The sequence below is a fragment of the Algimonas ampicilliniresistens genome, assembly GCF_030159955.1.
GTDB lineage: Bacteria > Pseudomonadota > Alphaproteobacteria > Caulobacterales > Maricaulaceae > Litorimonas > Litorimonas ampicilliniresistens.
On sequence record NZ_BSNK01000001.1, the window covers coordinates 139,946 to 161,251 of the forward strand.

Genomic DNA, 21,306 nt, shown 5'->3' on the forward strand with positions numbered 1-21,306 from the left:
GCGCGATAGTCTGCGCGTGGGAGTCTGGCAATCACAGCTGCGCGAAATGGGACGATGGGCGATTGATACGGTCCTGCCGCCGACTGACGACACCGCACTGTTCGCCGAACTGACTTTCTTGGATGATCCTTGCTGTGCGTCCTGCGGCTATCCGTTCGACCATCAAATTATGGGGATCAGTGCCTTTGATCTGGCTTGCGCCGCCTGTTTGGCGCGACGCCCGGCTTACGCGACGGCTCGGTCGGCCCTGCAATATGATGTGGCTTCTCGCTCTATGGTTCTGGCGTTCAAACATGGTGGCCATACGGACAGATTACAGGCTTTCGCGGCACAAATGCACCGGGCTGGCCGGGTTGCGCTCTCCCATGCAGACGTCATTGTTCCTGTGCCGTTGCACCGATTTCGCCTGATGCAGCGACGCTTCAACCAATCGGCCTTGCTGGCGCGGGCTCTGTCTCAGCGCTGTGAAGTGCCGATGGAGGCGCATATATTGCTGCGCGCGCGGCGAACGCCGAGCCAAGGCGGGCTGTCGGCGGCGGGTCGACGGCGCAATGTGCAGGGGGCATTTACTGTGGCCGACCCTCAAAAAATCAAGGGTAGGCGGCTCGTCCTCGTGGATGATGTGATGACGACGGGGGCAACGCTAGAATCCTGCGCTCGAACCTTGAAACGGGCGGGAGCGGCGCGTGTTGATGCCGTCTGTCTTGCCCGCGTTGTAAAGCCGCTCCCGGCCCCCTAAATTCAGCCTAAAGCAACCCTCTTAAAGGCCCTTTCATGTCCGCTAAAGTCGAAGTCTATACTAAGATGTTCTGCCCCTTCTGTATCCGCGCTGTGGCGTTGTTCGACAAGAAGGGCGTCAAAATCATCGATATTCCCGCCGCGAATGACAAAGTTAAGCGTGCTGAGATGAATCAGCGTTCCAATGGGCGGAACACGTTTCCGCAAATCTTCATCAATGGGGAACATATTGGCGGGTCGGATGATCTGGCCGCGTTGGAACGCGCGGGCAAGCTGGACGCCATGTTGGCCGCATAACGGATGAAAACAGCTCTCCTGCAGCTTACCTCCGGAACTGATCCGGACGCGAACTTTCAAACGGTCGCGGGCATGGTCGCGGAGACGGATGCGGCCTTCGTGCTGACTCCAGAAATGACGCCGCTGCTTCAAAAGGAACGGGCTGCGTTGATGGCCGCTGTCAGGCCGGAGTCTCAGACCGCCGCCCCGTATCAATCACTGGCAAAAGGCAGTGGCATTCACTTGCTCGTTGGTTCCGCGGCGGTGCTGCGTGACGACGGCAAAATTGCGAACCGTTCTTTACTGATTGACCCAAAGGGTGAGATCGTTGCGCGCTACGACAAGATCCATCTGTTCGAGGCGGCTCTGCCGGGCGGAGAAAGTTACCGTGAGAGCGATAGTTATGCGGCAGGTGAGACGCCGACGATGACTCAGATCGGTGATCTGAGCCTCGGCCTGTCGATCTGTTACGATCTGCGCTTTCCGAAACTCTATTCTGGATACGCTAAAGAGGGTGTCGACATCATCACGGCGCCGTCTGCTTTCACGCGTGCAACCGGCAAAGCCCATTGGGAAACCTTGCTGCGCGCCCGCGCTATTGAGAGCGGAGCTTGGGTGCTCGCGCCGGCGCAAGGCGGGCGGCATGATGATGGTCGCCGCACATGGGGGCGCACAATGGCAATTGCGCCATGGGGCGAGGTGGCAGGGATTTTAGATCACGACGCACCGGGCATTTTGGAAATCGAGATCGATGGTAAAGCGGTCGAAGATGCACGGGCTCGCATCCCAGCGTGGCGGCAGCGCTAGACCGACATGATCAAATATGAGCTCAGATGCGCGAAGGATCACCCGTTTGAAGGCTGGTTCGGTTCTATCGCTGATTATGATGATCAGGCCGAAAGCGGGTTGTTGGTCTGTCCGGAATGCGGAAGCAAAGACGTCGAGAAAGCGATTATGGCCCCTGCCGTGCGGAGTTCACACAAGAGTGCGGCTATAGCTGAGGCCATCCGAACCGAAATTGCGACAAATTGCGATGATGTCGGCGAGGATTTTACGTCTGAGGCCCGGGCTATGTTCTACGGCGAAAAACCATCCCGCGGAATCTACGGCAAGGCAACGCCGCAACAGGCGAAAGACATGATCGAAGAGGGCATTCCCGCGCTCCCTATTCCGGATGCGCTCGATCCGAAACGGGCGAAGAAGAAGCTGAATTAAGCGACCACGCACGTCTTCACATTGCAGAAGGCGAGCAAACCTTCCCGCGCTAGCTCGCGGCCATATCCGGACCGTTTAATACCGCCAAAAGGCAAACGCGGGTCGGACGCGGTCATAGTGTTGACGAAGGTTCCGCCCGCCTCAATTTCTGTAAAGGCGCGCTCTATCTCAGCTTTATCTTGCGTGAAGATCGCTGACCCCAATCCGAACGATGAATCGTTCGCGAGGGTGATTGCCGCGTCCAGATCATCGACTTTGAACAACATGGCGACGGGGCCGAATAGTTCTTGGCTGTAAGCGTCCATACCCTCAGTCACCCCCTCAATGATACCGGGTCTGAACCACGCGCCGTCTTGATCAATCGCTTCCGCGCCCGTCACGCGACGCGCGCCTTGAGACAGCGCGTTTTCGACTTGGTGGGTGAGGTCTTTGACAGCGTCTTCGTTAACGAGCGGGCCGATATTTGTGTCATCTTCCATCGGATCACCGATGATGAGCGCCTCCATCGCGGTCTTCATCGCATCGCGAAAATTATCATAGACATCGGCATGCACGATGAAACGCTTAGCGGCGATGCAACTCTGCCCATTATTCTTGGTCCGAGAGTCCAGCCCAACACTGACCGCAGCGTCCATGTCAGCGCTCGGCATGACAATAAAGGCGTCGGAGCCGCCCAGTTCAAGAAGGGTCGGCTTGATCTCATCCCCGCAAATACTGGCAACCGATGCGCCTGCTGGCTCAGATCCGGTGAGGGTGGCTGCCCGCACACGCGGATCGCGCAAGATCGCTTCGACCTTACTCCCGCCAATCAATAGCGTCTGGAACGCGCCGTCCGGAAAGCCTGCGCGGGTGAATAATTCTTCCAACGCCAGCGCGCATTGCGGGACATTGGACGCATGTTTCAGCAAGCCTGTATTGCCTGCCATTAGAGCTGGTGCCGCGAAGCGGATGACCTGCCAGAATGGATAGTTCCACGGCATGACGGCCAGGACAGGGCCGAGTGGGAGGATACGCCGGAAGCTCTTCGTCTTTTCCGTGTCGACAGTTTCGTCGGCCATTATGGCCTCCGCATTGTCCGCGTAATAGCGGCAGGCGGTCGCGCATTTCTTGGCTTCGCCAACCGCTTGGGAGAGTGGCTTGCCCATTTCCAACGTCATCAAACGCCCAAAAACAAGCGCATCAGATTCTAGCAGGTCGGCGACTTTATTCATCCACTCTGCGCGCTGTGCAATGGTGGTGTCTTTCAAGGCTTCAAACGCCACGACTGACTTGGCAATCGCTAGATCAACCTGTGCATCAGTGTGAGGCGTGAATTCCCGTTCGACGGTTCCGGTCGCAGGATTCGTGGTGGCGATCATGATGAAACCTCTAAGCGTTCCGCCGACCGACATAACGGCGACGGCCTTTCTGTCCTACTTACGGCTTGAGGCTGCAAGAGGCTCCGAAAAAAGGTTCATTTCATTGGGTTACTGGCTTCTCCGATAAAGCGTCAGCCATTCGCCGTCTTCGGAGCCCCAGAGACGGACACCATCCATATCATAGCCCGACTCAGCTTGGCGTAGACGGTTGCCGATGAGGTCCGCGCGCGAGCCAATGCGCATGTTTGTGTCCCGCCTATCAGAAAAAATCACGCAGCGACCCGGGTCAACGCGTCCGGCCCAACCGTTTGGCATCTCAATCCAGATCATCTCGCAGCCCTCTGTTAAAGTGATGTCCAGATCTGACAGTGTCAGCGCGCTAAGCGGAGCGTCTAGAGCTTGGAAAGGCTCGGGCGTCTTTAGTGTGTAGGCCACTTGGGCAATCGTTCCGTTATCACGGGCCTGTAACTGCAGGACCCGCTGGCGATACACATTTTCTAGATCCGCCCCTTCGTTGACCTGATAATAAATCCACTCACCCGCACCGAGCGGGGACAGTCGGATGCGGCGGTCGCGCAGCGGTTCAGCGGCATCGCTGACTGCGCGATTATAGGTGCCTTCCAGATCCATTGCGAGACGAGTGACCGGCTTGATCGGAGTGTCGGGTACAGGTGTCGTCGTGCAGGACCCCAGAACAGTCAGAGCGACCGCACTGACAGAAAGGAAAGTGTAAGATTTCATGCCTATACCTACGTCTGTTCGGCAATCGCCGCTAAGTATCTCTTGCAAGCCTACCTGGCTTGCCGAGTCCATAATCCTTGCCACTTTCTTAACGCTATCCTTTTACATTCTGGAAATCTGGATGGACCACAGTGTCCGCTGGGGGAAAGGAGCGCATGCGGTGTTTTCCATACCGACAAAGCTGATTACCCCTACGCCTGCCTTCGTGACGAAGTCTCGTAAGGCCCGGAAGGATAATCGCGCAATTGCTACGGACGCATCCGTTGATGCAGCGTCCGAAACCCTCAAATTGCCCGATATGTCCGCCAGACCATTCGAGCTGGAGTCGGATTCAAACGAGTCAAAAACATCGCAAGATATGAGTTCGGATGATCGCGCACCCGTCATACTGTTGGAGGCGCCTCAAGGACTTGATGAGGTCTTGGAACCGGAAGAGCCCGATCAGGCCGATGTCGCCTTACAGGCCAACGGTGCCTATCAGACGCTGCGCCAATCGGATGAAGACATAACCCCAGTCGGAACGATCTAAACTGCTCTTCGACCATGGTCGGCAAACGATCTCACATCACAATTTCCAAAGACACATCGGCCTCACTACCTACGGTGAGACTCTCGGCGATCCGGACCGCCTTTTTGATCGGCAGGAAATAGCATCTGCTCTCTTTGTCAGGGAAGACGCTGGTCTGCCAATGCGTGTCCCCAATCCGGACGCGGACACGAACGGAACCGAAACCTCGTTTCGCTTCAGGCGCGAAAGCCCGAATGGCCGCAGACGGTTCTTCCGGGACAGAGATAAAGTGCCAACTGCCCTCCGGCTTCCAGAGCCAAAGTGGCGCACGAAAATCAAACTCGATCATGGCCGTGCCAAACTTAAACGACCGCTGATTTGAGGTCTGCATCAGGTCCAGACAATTTGGTTTTATCCAATGTCTTGCCTTTGGACAGCGCCATTTTCGCCACCATGAAATCACGCGGTGCGTTAACGGCATCGACTGCTAATAAGCGTGCGCCCTTGAAATAATAGGCGGCGAAACTGCGCGATCCATCGGGATCACCGCGCACCAAAATCTCATCAAAGCCCTCAGACAACCCGGCGATCTGAAGCTTTAAATCGAACTGATCTGACCAGAACCAAGGTAGGGCGGAATAGGGTTTGAGGGTTCCGACAATGTGGGCGGCGACCACTTTGGCCTGTTCTGTTGCATTGGGCACAGACTCTAAACGGACATGGCGCTCATAAAGCGGATTATAGTGGTGGCTGACATCGCCGATCGCGTAGATAGTCGGGTCGGAGGTCTGGCAATAGGCGTTGACCTTGATGCCGTCACCGATCTCCAGCCCGGCGAATTCCGCTAGTTCCGTATTGGGGATGACGCCGATGCCGATCACGACTAGATGCGCGTCATAGCGCCCGCCGCAGGAGGTCGTGACGGTGAGTTGATCGTCGCTCGCGGCGATCTTAGATGCCATGCAATCCTCAATGATTTCCACGCCTTCCTCAGTGTGAACACGACGATAGAAATCGCTCATTTGCTCGCTGGTTACGCGCTGCAAAATGCGGGGCTGAGCTTCCAATAGGGTGACGTCCATGCCGCGTTTGCGCAAAGAGGCCGCTGTTTCCAGACCGATATAACCACCGCCAATAATGACGGCGCGTTTTCCGGGCTTAACGCGCGCGCGGATTGCATCGACATCCTTCGTGTCGCGCAGATAATGGACATGAACACTATCAGCGCCCGGAATGGGTAGGTGGCGAATGCGCGCGCCTGTTGCCAAGACAAGATGATCATAAGCGATATGGTCGCCATCGATTGTCTGGACGGTTTTGGCTTTGCGGTCGATGGCGCCGGCGCGAACGCCGAGGCGCAAATCGATATTGGCCTCAGCATAACTCTCCGCCGGGCGGAGCAGGATCTCGCTTTCGACCTTATTCCCGGACAGGTAATCCTTGGACAGAGGTGGGCGGTGATAGGGTGGAACTGTCTCTTCGCCGAGCAGAGTGATGCGGCCTTCATATCCCGCTTGGCGCAGGCTGACGGCGGCCTGTGCGCCAGCGTGCGACGCACCAATGATAAGCGTATGGGTTTCGGGCATGGGCACGTCTCTAGCAGCCTCGTCAGCGTCAATCAAAGCAAGGACTTTCCCATTCTGGACAAGGAAGGATGGCGACAAATCGGACTCATGCAGGATAGAGGGCCATCATGCATCCATATCGCGTCAAAATTCGCCAACAAGCTCACCAAACAACCGCCGCACTTCCAGCTGAGTCGCGCTTGAACGACGTAGAGTTGCGCGCGCATATTCAAACTCGTTCCCACGTCCTCGTCACTCATTTGCGCGAAGGCTCCAAACCCGGCCTGATGGAAATGATGTTGGCTGAATATGGCCTCTCAACGGATGAGGGCGTAGCGCTGATGTGTTTAGCGGAGGCGCTGCTGCGTGTTCCGGATCAGGAGACGATGGATGATCTAATCGAAGATAAGATCGCGCCGTCGCAATGGGGGCGGCATCTGGGTAAAAGTAGCAGTTCTCTCATCAATAGTTCGACCTGGGCGTTGATGATAACGGGACGGGTGCTGGACGAACAAACGCCGGTTCACAAAACGCTCGGCGGCATGATCAAGCGGCTCGGCGAACCAGTGATCCGCCGGGCTGTGCGCGAAGCGATGAAGGTGATGGGCCGTCAGTTCGTGCTGGGCGAAACTATTGGAGGCGCGATCAAACGCTCCTCGTCCAAATACCGCTATAGTTATGACATGCTTGGCGAGGCAGCGATGAGCACGCCGGACGCGCTCGAATATTATCAAGATTATGAAACGGCGATCCGGTCCTTGGCCGCCCGCTGCAACAGCGATGACATTGCCGACAATCCCGGCATTTCGGTCAAACTTTCGGCGCTCCATCCCCGCTATGATGAATTCCAGCGAGACCGGGTCATGGCTGAGCTTCTGCCGCGTGTGACCGCACTGGCCAAGCTCGCGGTGGGCGCTCGCATGGGCTTCAACATTGATGCCGAAGAAAGCGAACGGCTGGAGCTTAATCTGAGTATTGTCGAGGCGTTGGCCCGTCATCCTGATCTCGAAGGCTGGGACGGTCTTGGTCTTGTTGTGCAGGCTTACGGCACGCGCAGTCCCGCCGTGATCGACTGGGTCGCAGCACTAGCCGAAGATACCGGTCGCCGATTGATGGTGCGTCTGGTCAAAGGCGCTTATTGGGACACGGAAATTAAACGCGCCCAAGTTATGGGGCTTGCCCGCTATCCTGTGTTTGAAACTAAGGCCGACACAGACCGCAATTACGCTTTGTGTGCCGAGAAATTACTGTCTCATCGCCCTGCGCTCTACCCGCAATTTGCCACGCATAATGCCAATACGGTTGCGGCGGTTCTAGAGCTCGCTGGCGAGGACCAATCCGGTTACGAATTTCAGCGCCTGCACGGGATGGGCGAGGCGCTGCACGCTTACCTACGCGAAACACTCGACCGCCCGGTGCGCATCTATGCCCCGGTTGGCGAACATGTCGACTTGCTGGCCTATCTGGTGCGCCGTCTGCTGGAGAATGGGGCCAATAGTTCCTTTGTCTCCAAAGTGACGGACAAGGACGTGACGATTGATGAGATCATCACTGATCCGTTCGAGGATGATCGTGCGACTACGCTGCCCAGGCCCAAGGACACGACAGAGCCGCACGCCAATAGTTCCGGTTATGATCTGCGCGACGTGTCAACCAAGGCCGTCTTGATGAGCGCACGCGACCGCTTTCGAGATACGCAGTGGAGCTTCGGTGAGGGCGTCTCCATCACCAATCCCACGAACCCGTCTGAGATTGTTGGATCTGTGACCTTCGTTGCCAAAGCTGGTGTTGATGCAGCTATTACGCGCGCAAAACCGTGGTCTGCAGAGGCTTCGACCCGTGCGAGTATTCTTATTTCTGCGGCTGATGGGCTTGAAGCGACGGCCCCCGAATTGCTCGCACTCCTCGCCCGCGAAGCCGGGAAGACAGCAGAAGACGCGATTGCGGAATTGCGCGAAGCCGCAGATTTTCTACGCTACTATGCCAGCTTCGCCAGTGATGATGCAGCACCGCTTGGCATAGTTGCTGCGATCGCGCCGTGGAATTTCCCGCTCGCGATCTTTATCGGCGAAGTGGCCGGACCGCTCGCCGCAGGTAATGCTGTCATCGCCAAGCCAGCAGAAAGCACGCCGCTGATCGCCATGCGCGTGACGCAGATCTTGCATGATGCCGGCGTGCCTGAAACCGCGCTGCAAACTTTGCCCGGCGAAGGCGTCGTCGTTGGGGCGGCCCTAACGTCCGATCCCCGCATTGACGGCATTGTTTTCACTGGCTCGACCGCGACGGCGCAGGCCATTCACCGCTCCGCCGCGCAGCATCTCGACCCCGCCGCACCGCTTGTCGCGGAAACGGGCGGGATCAATGCCATGATTGTCGATAGCACGGCTCTGCCCGAACAGGCGGTGCGCGATGTGCTTGCGTCTAGCTTTCAGAGTGCCGGGCAACGCTGCTCAGCGCTGCGAGTCTTGTTCGTGCAGAGCGATATTTATGATCCCTTCGTGCGCTTGCTGAAGGATGCGATGGCGGAGTTGCGCATGGGCAATCCGTGGGATCTGTCTACTGATGTTGGCCCTGTGATTGATGAGCGTGCGCGAAAAGGGCTTTTCGATTACATCGCCGAGCATGACCCGCTGTTCCAGCTCGATATTCCGGATGTAGGCCTTTTTGTGCCGCCAACCCTGATTGAAGTGGACGGTTATGCTGATGTGTCCCGTGAAGTGTTCGGCCCCGTTCTGCATGTGACCCGCTTTGAAGCAAAAGATATTCCGAGCATTATTGAACGCATTAACGCGCGCGATTATTCGCTGACCTTTGGTCTACACACGCGGATCGATGGACGGGTCGAAGAGACTAAGCGCGCGCTGCGGGTTGGGAATATCTATATCAACCGCAATCAAATTGGCGCGGTCGTTGGTGTGCAACCCTTTGGCGGATCGGCCCTGTCCGGGACCGGCCCGAAGGCGGGCGGTCCAGATTATGTCGCGCGTTTCACCCGACAAAATGTCCGCCGCGACGATTATTCAGAAGCGCCGACACTGGACCCGCAATCTGTGGTCGACGCGGCGCCATCGGCTCGGCTTGACCCGCTCTCTACGACGGATCTTCCGGGGCCAACCGGGGAAAGCAACCGACTGTCGCTCTACGCCAAGGGCAAAGTTTTGTGCATGGGTCCGGGTGACGCAAACCGTGCAGCGCAGATCGTCTTGGCTGAGGCTTACGGAAATACGGCTGTGCCGCTTGCGATTGCTCCAGACGCTTTGCGAACGCTGCAGGGTTTCGCTGCCGCGATATATTGGGGGTCAGCCGAGGGCCAGCGCGCCTGTCGGGTCGCGCTGGCTGAGCGAGATGGTCCGATCTTGCCGCTGATCGTGTCCGACGATCCGCTGATGTTAATTCGGGAAGAACATGTTTGCATCGACACGACAGCGTCCGGTGGGAACACGCAGCTTCTGGCGGCGACCTAATAATCCTTGCTCCTGTGGCCTTCGCTTTGGCATGCGGAGGAAAAGACAAGCGGGAGAGTGTAAATGGCGGATCGGGCGCGGCCTTGGATGAAATTGCATGATGAGTTGGGGGTCGTCATCCCAGACTTTGATGGTTTGCCTCTGGGCGCGCATGTTGAACGTCACGCCGCTGACAAGCCGGATGCACCCGCTTTTCGCTATTTTTCCAAAACGATAAATTATGACGAGTTGAACCGCGCCTCAAATAGCCTCGCCAATGCTCTGTCTGATCTGGGTGTCGGGCGCGGTGATACGGTCGGCTTTCACATGCCGAATATTCCGCAATATGCCATCGGGCTCATCGCTGTATCGAAACTCGGCGCGCGCGGGTCTGGCGTATCGCCTTTGCTGGCGCCGCCGGAGCTAGTCCATCAAATCGATGATGCGGGCATTTCGGTGCTGGTGACCTTGTCGGATTTTGCCCCGACTCTGTTGGCTATGACAGGCGTGCCGGAAGGGCTGCGTCACGTCATGAGTGTCGGTGCAGGTGACTGGCTCGGCGCGCCCGATATTGAACCCGTCTCTCTTCCGGGCGTAAACAGCCATACTTATCAATCCTTGGTGAAGGGGCAGTCGGACTGTTTTACGCAAGTCGAGATCGATCCTGAAGATACGTTCATGATCCAATATACGGGCGGCACAACGGGGCGGCCCAAGGGCGCGGAGATTTCGCACAAGACCCTGATGTTCAATCCTGTGCTGGTCGCAGCGATGGACCCGCCAAACGTCGTATATGCAGAGAGGTTTGCCTCGGCTTTTCCGTTTTTCCACATTGCCGGTCTATCGTTTCTCGCCGGCGCGTTGATGTTTGGCGCGCAGTCGCTGCTGCTCCCCAACCCACGCGATATTGACCATTTCGTTGGGCAGATGAAAGAAGTCCCGCCGACTCGGCTGGGGGCCGTGCCCGCGCTCTACGATATGTTGCTCGCTCATCCAGGGTTCCGAGAGGTTGATTTTTCGGGATTAAAGACGGCCAAATCTGGGGCAGCCCCGCTGACCCGCACGACCTATAATGCGCTGTCCGATGTTATCGGGACGGGCAAATTCGCCGATGTGTTTGGCATGACGGAAACCGGCCCCTGCTACGTCAATCACCCGATTAGTCGTTATAAGGTTGGCTCCATTGGCATTCCCATGCCGGGGGTCGATGTCCGGATCATGGATGTTGAGACAGGCACGAAAGAGATGCCGATCGGCGAACCGGGTGAGATTGTGACGTCAGGCCCCCAGATTATGAAAGGCTATCTCGGTTTGCCGGAAGAAAGCGCCCGCGCTCTGCGCGAGATCGACGGCGTTCGATACATGTATAGCGGCGACGTCGGCTATATGGATGAAGACGGTTATATTTTCTTGTGCGACCGCGCCAAAGACATGCTTGTGGTTGGCGGGTTCAAGGTTTTTTCCGTTGAGATCGAAGACAAACTCAAAGCCCACCCCGACGTGGCCGAAAGCGCGATCGTGGGCGCACCGGATGAAGCCCGTCCCGGTAATGATATTGTGCATCTCTTCGTGCAACGGAGCCCTGAGAGCGAGGGGTCAAACGTTGAGGCTGAAGGTCGCTTGATGAGCTGGATTCGGGCTAATATGGCACCTTATAAAGCGCCCAAACACGTCCACTTTCTTGACGAAATCCCGCTCACGCCAGTCGGTAAGATCGACAAGAAAAAGATGCGGGCCGCGGTGACAGGATGACAGGACGAGCGCAGTCTAGATCTCGTAATCACCCGGTCGGTGGCCGGGGTCAGGATAATGGAGATCCATACTCTCCAGCGACTTTCGCACAATCTGCGTGATCAGCGCGTTGCGGGTTTTTTTGTCATCGCTCGGGATGACATACCAAGGTGCGTCTGGTGTTGACGTGCGGCGCACCATCGTTTCGTAAGCGTCCATAAAAGCGGGCCATAGCGCGCGATCATCAAGATCGCCGGGATTGAATTTCCAACGCTTGCCGGGGTTTTCGAGCCGACTGCGCAGACGTTCGCCCTGCATGTCATGACTGATATGGAGCATGAATTTCAGAATCACTGTCCCACTTTCGACCAGTAGACGTTCGAAGTCGTTGATTTGGGCGTAGCGTTGCTCAATCGTCTCGGCATCTGCGAACTCACGGACTTTAACGACCAGAACGTCCTCATAATGGGAACGATTAAAGACAACAATTTCGCCCTTGGCTGGAACCGCTTCATGGACGCGCCAGAGATAATCCCGCGCGAGTTCAGGTTTAGTCGGAGCTTTGAAAGGTTTGACTCGAACATTAAGCGGCGGTGTGTGGCGAAACAGGGCTTTGGTTGTGCCGTCTTTTCCGGACGTATCCATCCCTTGTAATAGGATCAGAACCTTGGGTCCTTTTTTGGTTCCGGCCATCGCATAGAGTTTATGCGCCAGTTCAGAAATCGCTTCACCGCATTCTTGAGCCACGGCCTTCGCCTCACTTCGGCTTTCGAAGACATCAGCAACGGTCGCGCGGTCCGATAGATCAAAAGGCTGACCGGGTACGGCGAGGAAGGGTGAGTCAGGGTGAGGCATGCAGGGTCCTTGGCTTGATCGTCCGAGAGCGCTAGCAGAGGTCATGCGCTTCGTCATCCTTGCTTCCTGTGCCGCCTTTGTTGGTCTCTGGGCCTGTAGCCCATCGGCTTCTTCGCCGGAGGCAAGTCCTGTTGCGGACGTGCCTGCCATGAAGACCAATTATGATGTGATCTATTCCGAAAGTCGGCTGGGCTTTACCGCTGAGCAGGAAGGCGCACCGTTCGAGGGCGAATTTACAGAGTTTACGGCCGCGATATTCTTCGATCCGGCGGTGCTGGAGACGGCGAGGGTGCGCGTGGACGTTCCGCTCGCCTCCTTTAGCGCAGGGAATGCCGACCGAGAGAGTAGCGCCCCAGGTAAGGCTTGGTTCGATATGAAATCATTTCCCGTCGCGAAATTTGAGAGTGATGCCATTCGGGCTGATGGCGCGGGCTATATTGCCGACGGCAAACTGAGTCTGAAAGGAAAAACTCTACCGCTCTCCTTGCCTTTCTCCCTGCAGGAAATGGACGGTAAAACTGAGATGCGCTCAACGACGGTGCTGGATCGGACCCAGTGGGGCGTCGGTGAAGCGCCATGGGACACGGACCAATATATTAGCCGGGCCGTGAGTTTGGATATCACTGTCGTTGCGCAGAAACGATCTTAGCCGTCCAACGCCTCACGCTTTTCTTCAAGCTCCAACCATTCCATCTCAGCCGCGTCTAATGCGTCAGTAGCGGCACTTAATTCTTGGGAAGCTGTTTCGAAACGCGCCGCATTGCGGCTGTAAAGATTGGGATCGGCCATCTCAGCCGTCAACGCTTTGATCGTCGCTTGGAGGGTCTCCATTTCTTCGGGGAGGACCTTCAGTCGGTAAGTGTCTTTGTAGCTCAGTTTTTCCGCCCGGCCCTTACGAGGGGCGGCCGCGTTTTTCTTCTTTCCCTTGCTGGATGTTCCCTCGCGGGCCTCGACGCCTTTGCCGCGTTGACGAACCATGTCGGAATAGCCGCCGGGATAAAGCTGCCAATTGGCGGGGCCTTCATAAGCGAGCGTTCGGGCGGCGAGCCGGTCGATGAAATCCCGATCATGGCTGACCAGAATGACGGTCCCAGGATAATCCGCGACCATGTCTTGCAACAGATCGAGCGTTTCCAGATCGAGATCATTGGTGGGCTCGTCGAGGATCAGAAGATTGCTCGGTAGGCGCAGACCCCGGGCAAGTTGAACCCGCGCCTTTTCACCGCCGGAGAGGGCGCGCAGCGGCGTGGTCGCTTGTTCCGGGCGGAACAGAAAATCCTTCATGTAACGCATGACATGCACCGGATTCCCGTTGACGATGACGGCTTCATTGCCGTCACCCATGGCGTCGCGCAGGCTCATCTCCAGATCGAGGCTAGCGCGCGACTGATCGATCACCAGTGGTTCCAAATTATCGCCGAGTTGGATCGTGCCTGAGTCAGCATGCAGCCCGCCCGTCATGAGCTTAAGCAGGGTGGTTTTGCCGGACCCGTTGGGGCCTAGCAGTGCTAACCGCTCCCCGCGCATAACGCGTAAGTCTAGGTCCTCGACGATGGTGCGTTCCCCATAGCTGAACGACACATTTTTCATTTCGACCACGCGTTTGGCCGATTTGTCCGCTTCGCTGACCGTGATCGAGACGTTGCCCTGCGGTCCTGTCGCCGATTTCAGCGTGCTTTTGAGCGTGCCTAATTCTTTGAGGCGACGGACATTGCGCTTGCGTCGACCGGACACGCCATGTGTGACCCAATGTTCCTCGCGGTGGATTTTGCGGGCGAGCTTGTGACGGTCGAGTTCTTCTTGTTCCAGAACTGTATCGCGCCACTCCTCAAAATGGGCGAACCCTTGGTCGAGCTCTTTGGTTTCGCCGCGGTCGAGCCAGACAACGCGCTGGGACAGGGTTTCCAGAAAACGCCTGTCATGACTGATGAGCACAAGGGCTGCGCGAGAGCGCGCCAGCTCGCCTTCCAACCATTCAATGGCGGGTAGATCGAGATGGTTGGTCGGTTCGTCGAGCAGCAGCACATCTGGGTCAGGCGCGAGTGCGCGGATGAGCGCGGCGCGCCGCATCTCCCCCCCGGAGAGATTATCAGGTTCTTCCGTGCCGCGCAGGCCGAGTGCGTCGAGCAGGTAGGGAATGCGCGCTGATCCATCCGCACCGACCAAACCATCTTCAATGTAATCCAGCACAGTTTTGAAGCGAGATAGATCGGGGCTCTGCTGCAGGTAGCGAGCATTGGCAGAGGGCTGACGAATAATCTCGCCGTCATCTGGCTCCACCAATCCGGCCGCGATTTTCATCAGTGTAGATTTACCGGATCCGTTACGCCCGACCAAGCAGACACGGTCGCGGGCGAAGACGGAGAGCGACGCATCGGTCAGCAACGGCGTGCCACCAAAGGTCAGCGAGGCCGACTGAATCGTTATGAGGGGCGGTTCGGCCATGACGGGCATCTAGTTCGGGAGCTTTGTCTTTACAATGCGGGCGAAAGACCGAAAACAGGTCTTATGGGTTGGTCTGCTACAGTTCGGTTGTTTTGGGTGGCTTGTACGCTGCTTTTGACAAGCCTCGTCTTGGTTCAGGACGGGGTTGCGCAAGATACGCCTGCCACGACTGCGGCTGCGCCAGATTTCACGACTCAATCTCTCCGCGCCGAACTTGATGCATTGACCGCCGCAGAAGAAGCCGAGGGGGACGCTGTTGCTGACCTTACAGAAGAGCAGCGCACGCAATTGCGGACCTCTTTGACGACGGCCATCGACCGGCTCGAAGACGCCGCCCGCCAAGCTGAGATCGCAAGCGGGTTTGTGAATGACTTCGAGACCGGACAGGTCACGCTTGAACAGCTTCGTGAGGAACAGGCCGCGCTGCAGACGGTCATCAATGAACGTGTGCCAATGGACGCGGAAGAAACGCTTGTCGGCGAAGCCGCCATGTTTGCGACTGAGCAAGTTTTGCTGACCAAAGAGAGCGAGCTTCGGGCTCTTCAAGCTGAGCTAGAAGGATACCGCCTGCAGGCGACGGATATTGGGGCCCGACTCACGGCTGCGCCGCGCGAGCTCAACACGGCACGAACCCAGTTGGGCGAGGTCAGTTCATCGCTCACAGCGCTAGGTTTGGGTGAATTGGATCAAGTGGGCGATGCCCGCCGTAAAGCACTGCGCGCCAGAGAGTTTTTCTTGCGCCGTCAGATCAGTGCGCTTGAAGCTGAAATAGCCAGCCTTCCTCTCCGACAAGAAATTGTCTCTGCAAGGCGAAGTCTGGCGGAACTGCGCGCTGAGGTGCTGACCGAAGATATTTTGACGCTGCAGAATTTGACGGGTCAGCGCAAAGTTGTCGAAGCTCGCGCTCAAGCGCAAAGGGCTCAGGATTTTGCGGATAGTCTTATCGACGACCATGCTTTGTTAGCCGAGATGTCCGCAGAAAATCTTCGTCTCGCGCAAATGCTCACTGATATGGCGGCTGAGGAAGCGCAAACGTCCCGCAGTTTGGCAGCCGTTCGAGGGTACTCTGCCAATGTACAGAATGATCTGACGGCGGCCACTGAACTGGTTAGCTTAGGGCAACTTGACCGCGAAGCCGGGGCAACGTTGCGCCGCCTGGGTAATCAATTGCCATCATCAACACAGCTCAAGGGCGATCTTCGCAATACGCAACGGGTTTTGTCGCGCCTGACCCGGCAGCGCGTTGTTGCGCAGGAACAGCTTCGCGATCTGCCGATTGGCGGCGTTGATCCGCAATCCCTACTGGCCGAAGCTCGCGACGCGGATCCGACCTTGCCGCCGCTCTCCAGCACAGCCGCGGAAGCTGTGATCCAATTGGCAGAACAAAGACGCGCCTTCCTCCGACAAATCGCCGCCAATGCGACCGGTCGGATCAATGCTGTTGCGGAATTGCAGACCGCTCAAAATGAATTGGTTAAACAAACCCAGGAGCTCCGGACCTTGTTGGATGAGAATCTACTCTGGGTGCCGAGCGTCCCGGCGATTGATCTGGGGTGGCCCGCCAAAGTTGGGCTGGGTGCCGTCGAACTGTTTTCGCCGGATCATATTGCGACGACAGGGGCTGCGCTGACTCGCGAAGCTATTCGGCTTTGGCCGGTTGTGCTGTTCTTCGTTTTGGCGATCGCACTCGCCTATCGACTTCGCCCCACACTGATGAGCGATATTCGCGAACGGGCTGAACTTGTTGGTCGGGTGAAGCAGGATAGTCTGTGGCACACACCCGCTGTGATAGGCTCTGGTGTAATGCTAGCATTACCTTGGCCAGTGTTTTTCGCTCTGTTGTCCATTCTGTTCGGCGCATCGAGTAATCGCGATCTTCTAGTCAGTGGATTGTCGGATGGGTTTGCTTATCTGGCCGTGTTCACACTAATTTTCTTGACCTGGAAATATTGGGATCGCGATCGCTCTCTGTTTGCGGCTCACTTCAAGATGCCGAGAGATCTACGCCATACGGTGCAGGCGCATCTGCGCTGGTTTGTCCCGCTGGTCGGGACGACACTCTTTCTGCTCGCCACAACGTCGACGATGCGCGGCGAAAATATTTATGAGGGTTTCTCACTAGCCGTCTTCATCGTGACGGCCGTCTCACTGGCGACATTCGCCTTTTTAGTGCTCTGGCGAAATCGAGGTCAGAGTCCGTCCAATGTCAGTACAGGGCTCAGCCGATACCGGATTCCGGTCGCCATGATCCTTGTCGGACTGCCGCTTTTTGCGGCGATTATGGCCGGGTCAGGCTGGTATGAAAGTGCCGTTGATATTCTCCTGCGGCTGTTTTCGACGCTCTGGCTCTTCCTGTTTGCTTACATTGTTTACGGCACCGTTCGCCGGGCGATCACCGTGTCCCAGCGCCAGATCAAATATCGTCAGGCTATTGAGCGCCGCGAAGCGCAGCTCAAGGCGCGTCTAGAACAACAGGAAGCGGAAGCGCGCGGCGAAGACATGCCACCCCCACCGCCGATTGATACCGACGCGATTGATGTATCAGCGATGAGCCGCCAGTCGGCTCAACTCCTCAAAACCTTGGTCGTGCTGGGACTGTTCGCGATGTTGTGGGTCATCTGGTCGGGATTGCTTCCAGCGCTCTCTATCTTTGACGGCTTTGAAATCGGAGCCATCGACACGGGCGAAATTGATCCGGACACGCAACAGGCGATCATTCGTAGCATTACGCTATGGACTATTTTGCAAGCAGGCGTGATCGCCGCCATCACCATCATTGCGGCGCGCAACTTGCCGGGCTTTTTGGAAATTTTCATTCTCAACCGTGTCGGCGTTGATGCGGGCGCGCGCTATGCCGTGGTCACAATCCTTGGCTATATCATCGTGGCGACCGGCATCGTCCTCGCGTTTCAGCGGATCGGCTTACAATGGAGCCAGCTACAATGGGTTGTCGGTGGTCTATCGATTGGTATCGGTATCGGTTTGCAGAAAATATTCGCGAATTTTGTGTCCGGTCTGATCATCTTGTTCGAGCGCCCAATCCGGATTGGTGACTTTGTCACGATCGGAGACAAATCCGGGACTGTGACCCGGATTAAAATCCGCGCGACGACACTCGGCGATCTGGACAATCGTGAGATCCTGATTCCGAACGAGAACCTAATCAGCCAAGAAGTGACCAACTGGACGCTGTCTAATTCTGTCACGCGGGTCATTGTGCGGGTCGGGATCGCCTATGGGTCGGATACGGACGAAGCGCGCGAGGTTATGCTTGATGTCATTAAAGACAATAAGAGAGTGTTGGAAACGCCGCCCCCACAAGCCTTCTTCCTTGGTTTTGGAGATAGCTCACTCGACTTTGAACTGCGGTTCTTCATTCGCACTTTTGAAGAGCGCTTCCCGGTCAGTCACCAGATCCACACGGCGGTCAACAAGGCGCTCGCTAAGCATGGCTTTGAAATTCCGTTCCCGCAGCGGGACATAAACTGGCGAGGACAGGACGGCCCCTTGGAACTTCTCCAGAAGAGTCGCGCGCACGTCGATGGATCGACGCCTGACCGCGCCAAGAAATCCGGATTTAGAGGAGATCGCGACTCCGGCACAGGCTTTGAGGATGGAGACGGCGGGAGCGATGGCGATGGCGGCGAGTAGAGCCGAACTACGCTTAAAGGGGGCGGGTCAACACCGTACCGGCATTAAGATCAGTCCTATTTGTTTGCCCGATATCGCTATGGAGCCACTTGACCATGACTGATGATATAGAAGTGAAACCGTCCCGGCGTACGCTTATCGCCACAGCAGCAGGGCTCGCGGCTTTCGGCGCGGCAGGACGCTCGGTCGCGCGCGACGCAGTCTCAGAACCCGCAATGCGATCCGGTCCTGGCCAACCCTTTATCCTGACAACGTGGGATTTCGGCCCCGGTGCTAATGCGCTGGGCTATGACATTCTCAAACAGGGCGGGTCGTCCATCGACGCTGTCGAAGTCGCGATCAACCATGTTGAATTGCTGCCTGATGAATATTGGGTTGGCTATGGCGGCGTGCCGAATGAAGTCGGGGAAACGACTTTGGATGCTATGATTTTGTGGGGGCCGACCCATGATATTGGCGCCGTCGGCTGCCTCAAGCGGGTTAAGAAAGCGATCTCAGTGGCCCGCCGGGTGATGGAGGAGACCCAGCACACGATGATCGTGGGCGATGACGCGACGCGCTTTGCCGTGCGTATGGGCTTTGAGGAAGTCTCACTGACCAATCTCCGCTCTCAAGAGGCGTGGGAGACATGGAAGGCAAAAGGCGAGCGCAGCGATGCGTTCAAACCTGAACCCTTTGTTGAAGACAATTTACGCGGCCACGATACGGTCGGGACTATCGCCGTCGATGCCGATGGTAATTTGTGTGTCGGTTGTTCGACCAATGGCCGCGAGTTCAAGATTCCGGGTCGGGTTGGCGACAGTCCCGTGCCCGGTGCGGGCGCTTATGGGGACCAATCCGTTGGCGGCGCGGTCGCGACTGGAAACGGCGATGTGATGATGCGATTCCTGCCTTGCTACCATACGGTTGAGTTGATGCGTCAGGGCATGCCGCCGGATCTCGCGGCGGCTGCAGCGATTAAACGGATCACGGACCGGGGCTATAAATTTGGCGGGGGGATTGCGGCTGTGACGGTTGATGGTCATCACGGTGGAGCGCAAGCCGGATGGGACGATGCGGGCTTTAGCTATTCTGTTCAGACAGCAGACGGCAATTCTAAATTTCCGATCTGAGGATAGGCGACAATTTCAGCACCCCTTCGCATTCCCAATCGGCAGGCACGTTGGCTTTGGCTTAATGCGCAAGGTCTGTCGTCAGCGCCGATGGGTGCAGCGCCAATGGATCAGATCATCCAAAAACTTGGCTATGTTCAGCTGGACAGTATCCGTAATCTCAGCCGCGCCCATCACCATATTCTCTGGAGCCGGGATCAAACCTATCGTGAGCGGGATTTGCACCGCGTGGCGCATAAGGGCCGTGCCGCGTTTGAGCATTTCAGTCATGATGCCTGCTTGCTGCCGATCTCGACCTATCCGATGTGGACGCGGCGCTTTCGTCAGTTTCGCGAGAAACTCGGTCGCCGCGGCTGGTACGCCTCAATGCCAGACGCGAAAGGGCGTGCCGTGATCCGCGACCGGATTGCTCGCGACGGCCCACTGACATCATCCGATTTTGATCATGAGAAACCAGATGCGCCGCGCGGCATGTGGGAGCGGCCACCCACTAAATTAGCGCTCGATTACATGTGGTATTGTGGCGAGCTTTCGACTTCACACCGGGAGGGGTTTCGCAAATATTACGATCTGACTGAACGCGTCATTCCAGATGATGTGAGGGGCGCAGAAGTCAGTGACGTTGCGCAGATCGACTGGCTCTGCCGCGCGGCACTGGATCGTCTCGGTTTTGCCACGCCGGGCGACCTGAAGCGGTTCTGGGAAGCGTGCTCGACCGCAGAGGTGCGACACTGGGTTGCAGAGACTGAAAGCGATCTGGTCCAAGTTGAAGTGCAAGGGCATGATGGGTCTTGGCGACATGCCTTCGCGCCGGTTGATATTGAAATGCGGCTCAATGCGTTGTTGGCGCCGACCTCACGCATGCGCGTGCTCAACCCGTTCGATCCGGCGATGCGCGACCGCAAGCGCCTCTCTTTCCTGTTTGGGTTTGACTATGTGAACGAAATTTTCGTGCCCAAGGCGAAACGGCGTTGGGGTTATTATGTCTATCCGGTGCTGGAAGGCGACCGCATGATTGCGCGGATCGACCTGTCAGGTGGACCGAAGACCGGTATTAGACCGATCCAGCAGCTTTGGGTCGAGCCAGGCGTACGTTGGAGCGACAATCGACAGAAGCGGTTGGAGGCTGAGGTTGCGCGGCTGTCGCGTCTGTCTAATTAGAGCCGTTTTTCCATTGCGGCACGGCGAAGAGACTCGCCGCCCAAACCCACAACTTCACGCTCCGTCACACTGTAACCCAAAGCTTTAAATGGGGCCTCGGCGGCTAGACTGGCATGCGTGTGCAGCCGGGTTTCGCCCATCGTCCGCGCTTCGGTTTCGATCCGCTCAGCTAGTTTACGAAACCACCCGCGTCCGCGCGCCCGCGGCAGAATATAGCCGAGATCGACATAATCGCCCGGTTTAAGCGTTAGAAAGCCAACCTGAACACCGTCTTCTTCCGCAATCAGAACCCGTTGTGAGGACAGTCGTTCATGCCAGTCGGACCCGATATAGGGTTCTGATCGCCACGCCCGTCGTTCTGCCTCGCTATAGGGGGATGGCTCCGCATGGATGGCTTCGAACATTAACTGGCCGAGCGTATCATAGTCGGTTTTGTCGGCCCATCGCATCAGCGAATGCTACCATTTACCGATCTATCTTGCCACCTATTACGTTCCAGATTGACAA

The 21,306-nt window shown here is 57.0% G+C and carries 18 protein-coding genes; 11 read left to right on the forward strand and 7 right to left on the reverse strand.

Features of this window, described 5'->3' with window-relative positions:
• The first annotated feature begins 16 nt into the window (after window positions 1-16).
• Genes QQL54_RS00780 through QQL54_RS00795 form a run of 4 tightly spaced genes read left to right on the forward strand, consistent with a single transcriptional unit; the run spans window position 17 to window position 2,229 of the window.
• Window positions 17-739 (forward strand): ComF family protein, encoded by a 723-nt coding sequence (locus QQL54_RS00780; RefSeq protein WP_284386605.1) that lies wholly within the window; start codon window positions 17-19, stop codon window positions 737-739.
• Between the two features lie 35 nt (window positions 740-774).
• Window positions 775-1,035, forward strand: a complete 261-nt coding sequence (gene grxC / locus QQL54_RS00785; protein ID WP_284386606.1) for a glutaredoxin 3 — start codon at window positions 775-777, stop codon at window positions 1,033-1,035.
• A gap of 3 nt (window positions 1,036-1,038) precedes the next feature.
• Window positions 1,039-1,821, forward strand: a complete 783-nt coding sequence (locus QQL54_RS00790) for a carbon-nitrogen hydrolase family protein (protein WP_284386607.1) — start codon at window positions 1,039-1,041, stop codon at window positions 1,819-1,821.
• 6 nt (window positions 1,822-1,827) lie between these two features.
• The gene (locus tag QQL54_RS00795) at window positions 1,828-2,229 is read left to right on the forward strand and encodes a DUF1178 family protein (RefSeq protein ID WP_284386608.1); all 402 of its coding nucleotides are present in this window, start codon (window positions 1,828-1,830) and stop codon (window positions 2,227-2,229) included.
• On the opposite strand, the gene QQL54_RS00800 is transcribed toward QQL54_RS00795, so the two are convergent.
• Window positions 2,226-3,590 carry an NAD-dependent succinate-semialdehyde dehydrogenase gene (locus QQL54_RS00800; RefSeq protein WP_348520689.1) on the reverse strand — a complete coding sequence of 455 codons (1,365 nt, stop codon included), beginning with the start codon at window positions 3,588-3,590 and terminating at the stop codon, window positions 2,226-2,228. The genes QQL54_RS00795 and QQL54_RS00800 overlap by 4 nt on opposite strands.
• A gap of 105 nt (window positions 3,591-3,695) precedes the next feature.
• Complete coding sequence (locus QQL54_RS00805) at window positions 3,696-4,328, reverse strand: chromophore lyase CpcT/CpeT (RefSeq protein ID WP_284386610.1); 633 nt, start codon at window positions 4,326-4,328, stop codon at window positions 3,696-3,698.
• Window positions 4,329-4,488: 160 nt separating this feature from the next.
• On the opposite strand from QQL54_RS00805, the gene QQL54_RS00810 reads away from it, so the two are divergent.
• Window positions 4,489-4,857, forward strand: a complete 369-nt coding sequence (locus QQL54_RS00810; RefSeq protein WP_284386611.1) for a hypothetical protein — start codon at window positions 4,489-4,491, stop codon at window positions 4,855-4,857.
• 31 nt (window positions 4,858-4,888) lie between these two features.
• On the opposite strand, the gene QQL54_RS00815 is transcribed toward QQL54_RS00810, so the two are convergent.
• Window positions 4,889-5,185: a DUF1905 domain-containing protein gene (locus QQL54_RS00815; RefSeq protein WP_284386612.1), complete on the reverse strand. Its 297-nt coding sequence runs from the start codon at window positions 5,183-5,185 to the stop codon at window positions 4,889-4,891.
• 13 nt (window positions 5,186-5,198) lie between these two features.
• Window positions 5,199-6,422, reverse strand: coding sequence for an NAD(P)/FAD-dependent oxidoreductase (locus QQL54_RS00820; protein ID WP_284386613.1), 1,224 nt, complete (start codon window positions 6,420-6,422; stop codon window positions 5,199-5,201).
• 107 nt (window positions 6,423-6,529) lie between these two features.
• Here QQL54_RS00820 and putA point away from each other — a divergent pair, with 107 nt between their 5' ends.
• On the forward strand, window positions 6,530-9,865 hold the full coding sequence (gene putA, locus QQL54_RS00825) for a bifunctional proline dehydrogenase/L-glutamate gamma-semialdehyde dehydrogenase PutA (RefSeq protein ID WP_284386614.1): 3,336 nt from the start codon (window positions 6,530-6,532) through the stop codon (window positions 9,863-9,865).
• Between the two features lie 63 nt (window positions 9,866-9,928).
• On the forward strand, window positions 9,929-11,596 hold the full coding sequence (locus QQL54_RS00830; RefSeq protein WP_284386615.1) for a class I adenylate-forming enzyme family protein: 1,668 nt from the start codon (window positions 9,929-9,931) through the stop codon (window positions 11,594-11,596).
• Window positions 11,597-11,611: 15 nt separating this feature from the next.
• On the opposite strand, the gene QQL54_RS00835 is transcribed toward QQL54_RS00830, so the two are convergent.
• A complete protein-coding gene (locus tag QQL54_RS00835) occupies window positions 11,612-12,430 on the reverse strand; it encodes a PPK2 family polyphosphate kinase (RefSeq protein WP_284386616.1) in 819 nt (272 codons plus the stop codon).
• 43 nt (window positions 12,431-12,473) lie between these two features.
• Between QQL54_RS00835 and QQL54_RS00840 the strand changes: the two genes are divergently transcribed.
• A complete protein-coding gene (locus QQL54_RS00840) occupies window positions 12,474-13,079 on the forward strand; it encodes a YceI family protein (protein WP_284386617.1) in 606 nt (201 codons plus the stop codon).
• Here QQL54_RS00840 and QQL54_RS00845 read toward each other — a convergent pair.
• A complete protein-coding gene (locus QQL54_RS00845) occupies window positions 13,076-14,875 on the reverse strand; it encodes an ATP-binding cassette domain-containing protein (RefSeq protein WP_284386618.1) in 1,800 nt (599 codons plus the stop codon). The two genes, QQL54_RS00840 and QQL54_RS00845, sit on opposite strands and share 4 nt — an antisense overlap.
• A gap of 63 nt (window positions 14,876-14,938) precedes the next feature.
• On the opposite strand from QQL54_RS00845, the gene QQL54_RS00850 reads away from it, so the two are divergent.
• From QQL54_RS00850 to QQL54_RS00860, 3 genes are all read left to right on the forward strand, one after another.
• Window positions 14,939-18,526 carry a mechanosensitive ion channel domain-containing protein gene (locus tag QQL54_RS00850; RefSeq protein ID WP_284386619.1) on the forward strand — a complete coding sequence of 1,196 codons (3,588 nt, stop codon included), beginning with the start codon at window positions 14,939-14,941 and terminating at the stop codon, window positions 18,524-18,526.
• Between the two features lie 95 nt (window positions 18,527-18,621).
• On the forward strand, window positions 18,622-19,638 hold the full coding sequence (locus QQL54_RS00855; RefSeq protein WP_284386620.1) for a glycosylasparaginase: 1,017 nt from the start codon (window positions 18,622-18,624) through the stop codon (window positions 19,636-19,638).
• A gap of 105 nt (window positions 19,639-19,743) precedes the next feature.
• On the forward strand, window positions 19,744-20,799 hold the full coding sequence (locus QQL54_RS00860) for a winged helix-turn-helix domain-containing protein (RefSeq protein WP_284386621.1): 1,056 nt from the start codon (window positions 19,744-19,746) through the stop codon (window positions 20,797-20,799).
• Here QQL54_RS00860 and QQL54_RS00865 read toward each other — a convergent pair.
• Window positions 20,796-21,248 carry a GNAT family N-acetyltransferase gene (locus QQL54_RS00865; protein WP_284386622.1) on the reverse strand — a complete coding sequence of 151 codons (453 nt, stop codon included), beginning with the start codon at window positions 21,246-21,248 and terminating at the stop codon, window positions 20,796-20,798. The two genes, QQL54_RS00860 and QQL54_RS00865, sit on opposite strands and share 4 nt — an antisense overlap.
• Window positions 21,249-21,306: the final 58 nt, after the last annotated feature.

What these genes read in the sequence shown, in the direction of transcription:
- QQL54_RS00790 (WP_284386607.1), top strand. Translation starts at nt 1,039, where the DNA reads ATGAAAACAGCTCTCCTGCAGCTTACCTCCGGAACTGATCCGGACGCG.
- QQL54_RS00860 (WP_284386621.1), top strand. Translation starts at nt 19,744, where the DNA reads ATGGATCAGATCATCCAAAAACTTGGCTATGTTCAGCTGGACAGTATC.
- QQL54_RS00830 (WP_284386615.1), top strand. Translation starts at nt 9,929, where the DNA reads ATGGCGGATCGGGCGCGGCCTTGGATGAAATTGCATGATGAGTTGGGG.
- grxC (WP_284386606.1), top strand. Translation starts at nt 775, where the DNA reads ATGTCCGCTAAAGTCGAAGTCTATACTAAGATGTTCTGCCCCTTCTGT.
- QQL54_RS00865 (WP_284386622.1), bottom strand. Translation starts at nt 21,248, where the DNA reads ATGCGATGGGCCGACAAAACCGACTATGATACGCTCGGCCAGTTAATG.
- QQL54_RS00815 (WP_284386612.1), bottom strand. Translation starts at nt 5,185, where the DNA reads ATGATCGAGTTTGATTTTCGTGCGCCACTTTGGCTCTGGAAGCCGGAG.
- QQL54_RS00850 (WP_284386619.1), top strand. Translation starts at nt 14,939, where the DNA reads ATGGGTTGGTCTGCTACAGTTCGGTTGTTTTGGGTGGCTTGTACGCTG.
- QQL54_RS00835 (WP_284386616.1), bottom strand. Translation starts at nt 12,430, where the DNA reads ATGCCTCACCCTGACTCACCCTTCCTCGCCGTACCCGGTCAGCCTTTT.
- QQL54_RS00805 (WP_284386610.1), bottom strand. Translation starts at nt 4,328, where the DNA reads ATGAAATCTTACACTTTCCTTTCTGTCAGTGCGGTCGCTCTGACTGTT.
- QQL54_RS00795 (WP_284386608.1), top strand. Translation starts at nt 1,828, where the DNA reads ATGATCAAATATGAGCTCAGATGCGCGAAGGATCACCCGTTTGAAGGC.
- QQL54_RS00855 (WP_284386620.1), top strand. Translation starts at nt 18,622, where the DNA reads ATGACTGATGATATAGAAGTGAAACCGTCCCGGCGTACGCTTATCGCC.
- putA (WP_284386614.1), top strand. Translation starts at nt 6,530, where the DNA reads ATGCATCCATATCGCGTCAAAATTCGCCAACAAGCTCACCAAACAACC.
- QQL54_RS00845 (WP_284386618.1), bottom strand. Translation starts at nt 14,875, where the DNA reads ATGGCCGAACCGCCCCTCATAACGATTCAGTCGGCCTCGCTGACCTTT.
- QQL54_RS00820 (WP_284386613.1), bottom strand. Translation starts at nt 6,422, where the DNA reads ATGCCCGAAACCCATACGCTTATCATTGGTGCGTCGCACGCTGGCGCA.
- QQL54_RS00840 (WP_284386617.1), top strand. Translation starts at nt 12,474, where the DNA reads ATGCGCTTCGTCATCCTTGCTTCCTGTGCCGCCTTTGTTGGTCTCTGG.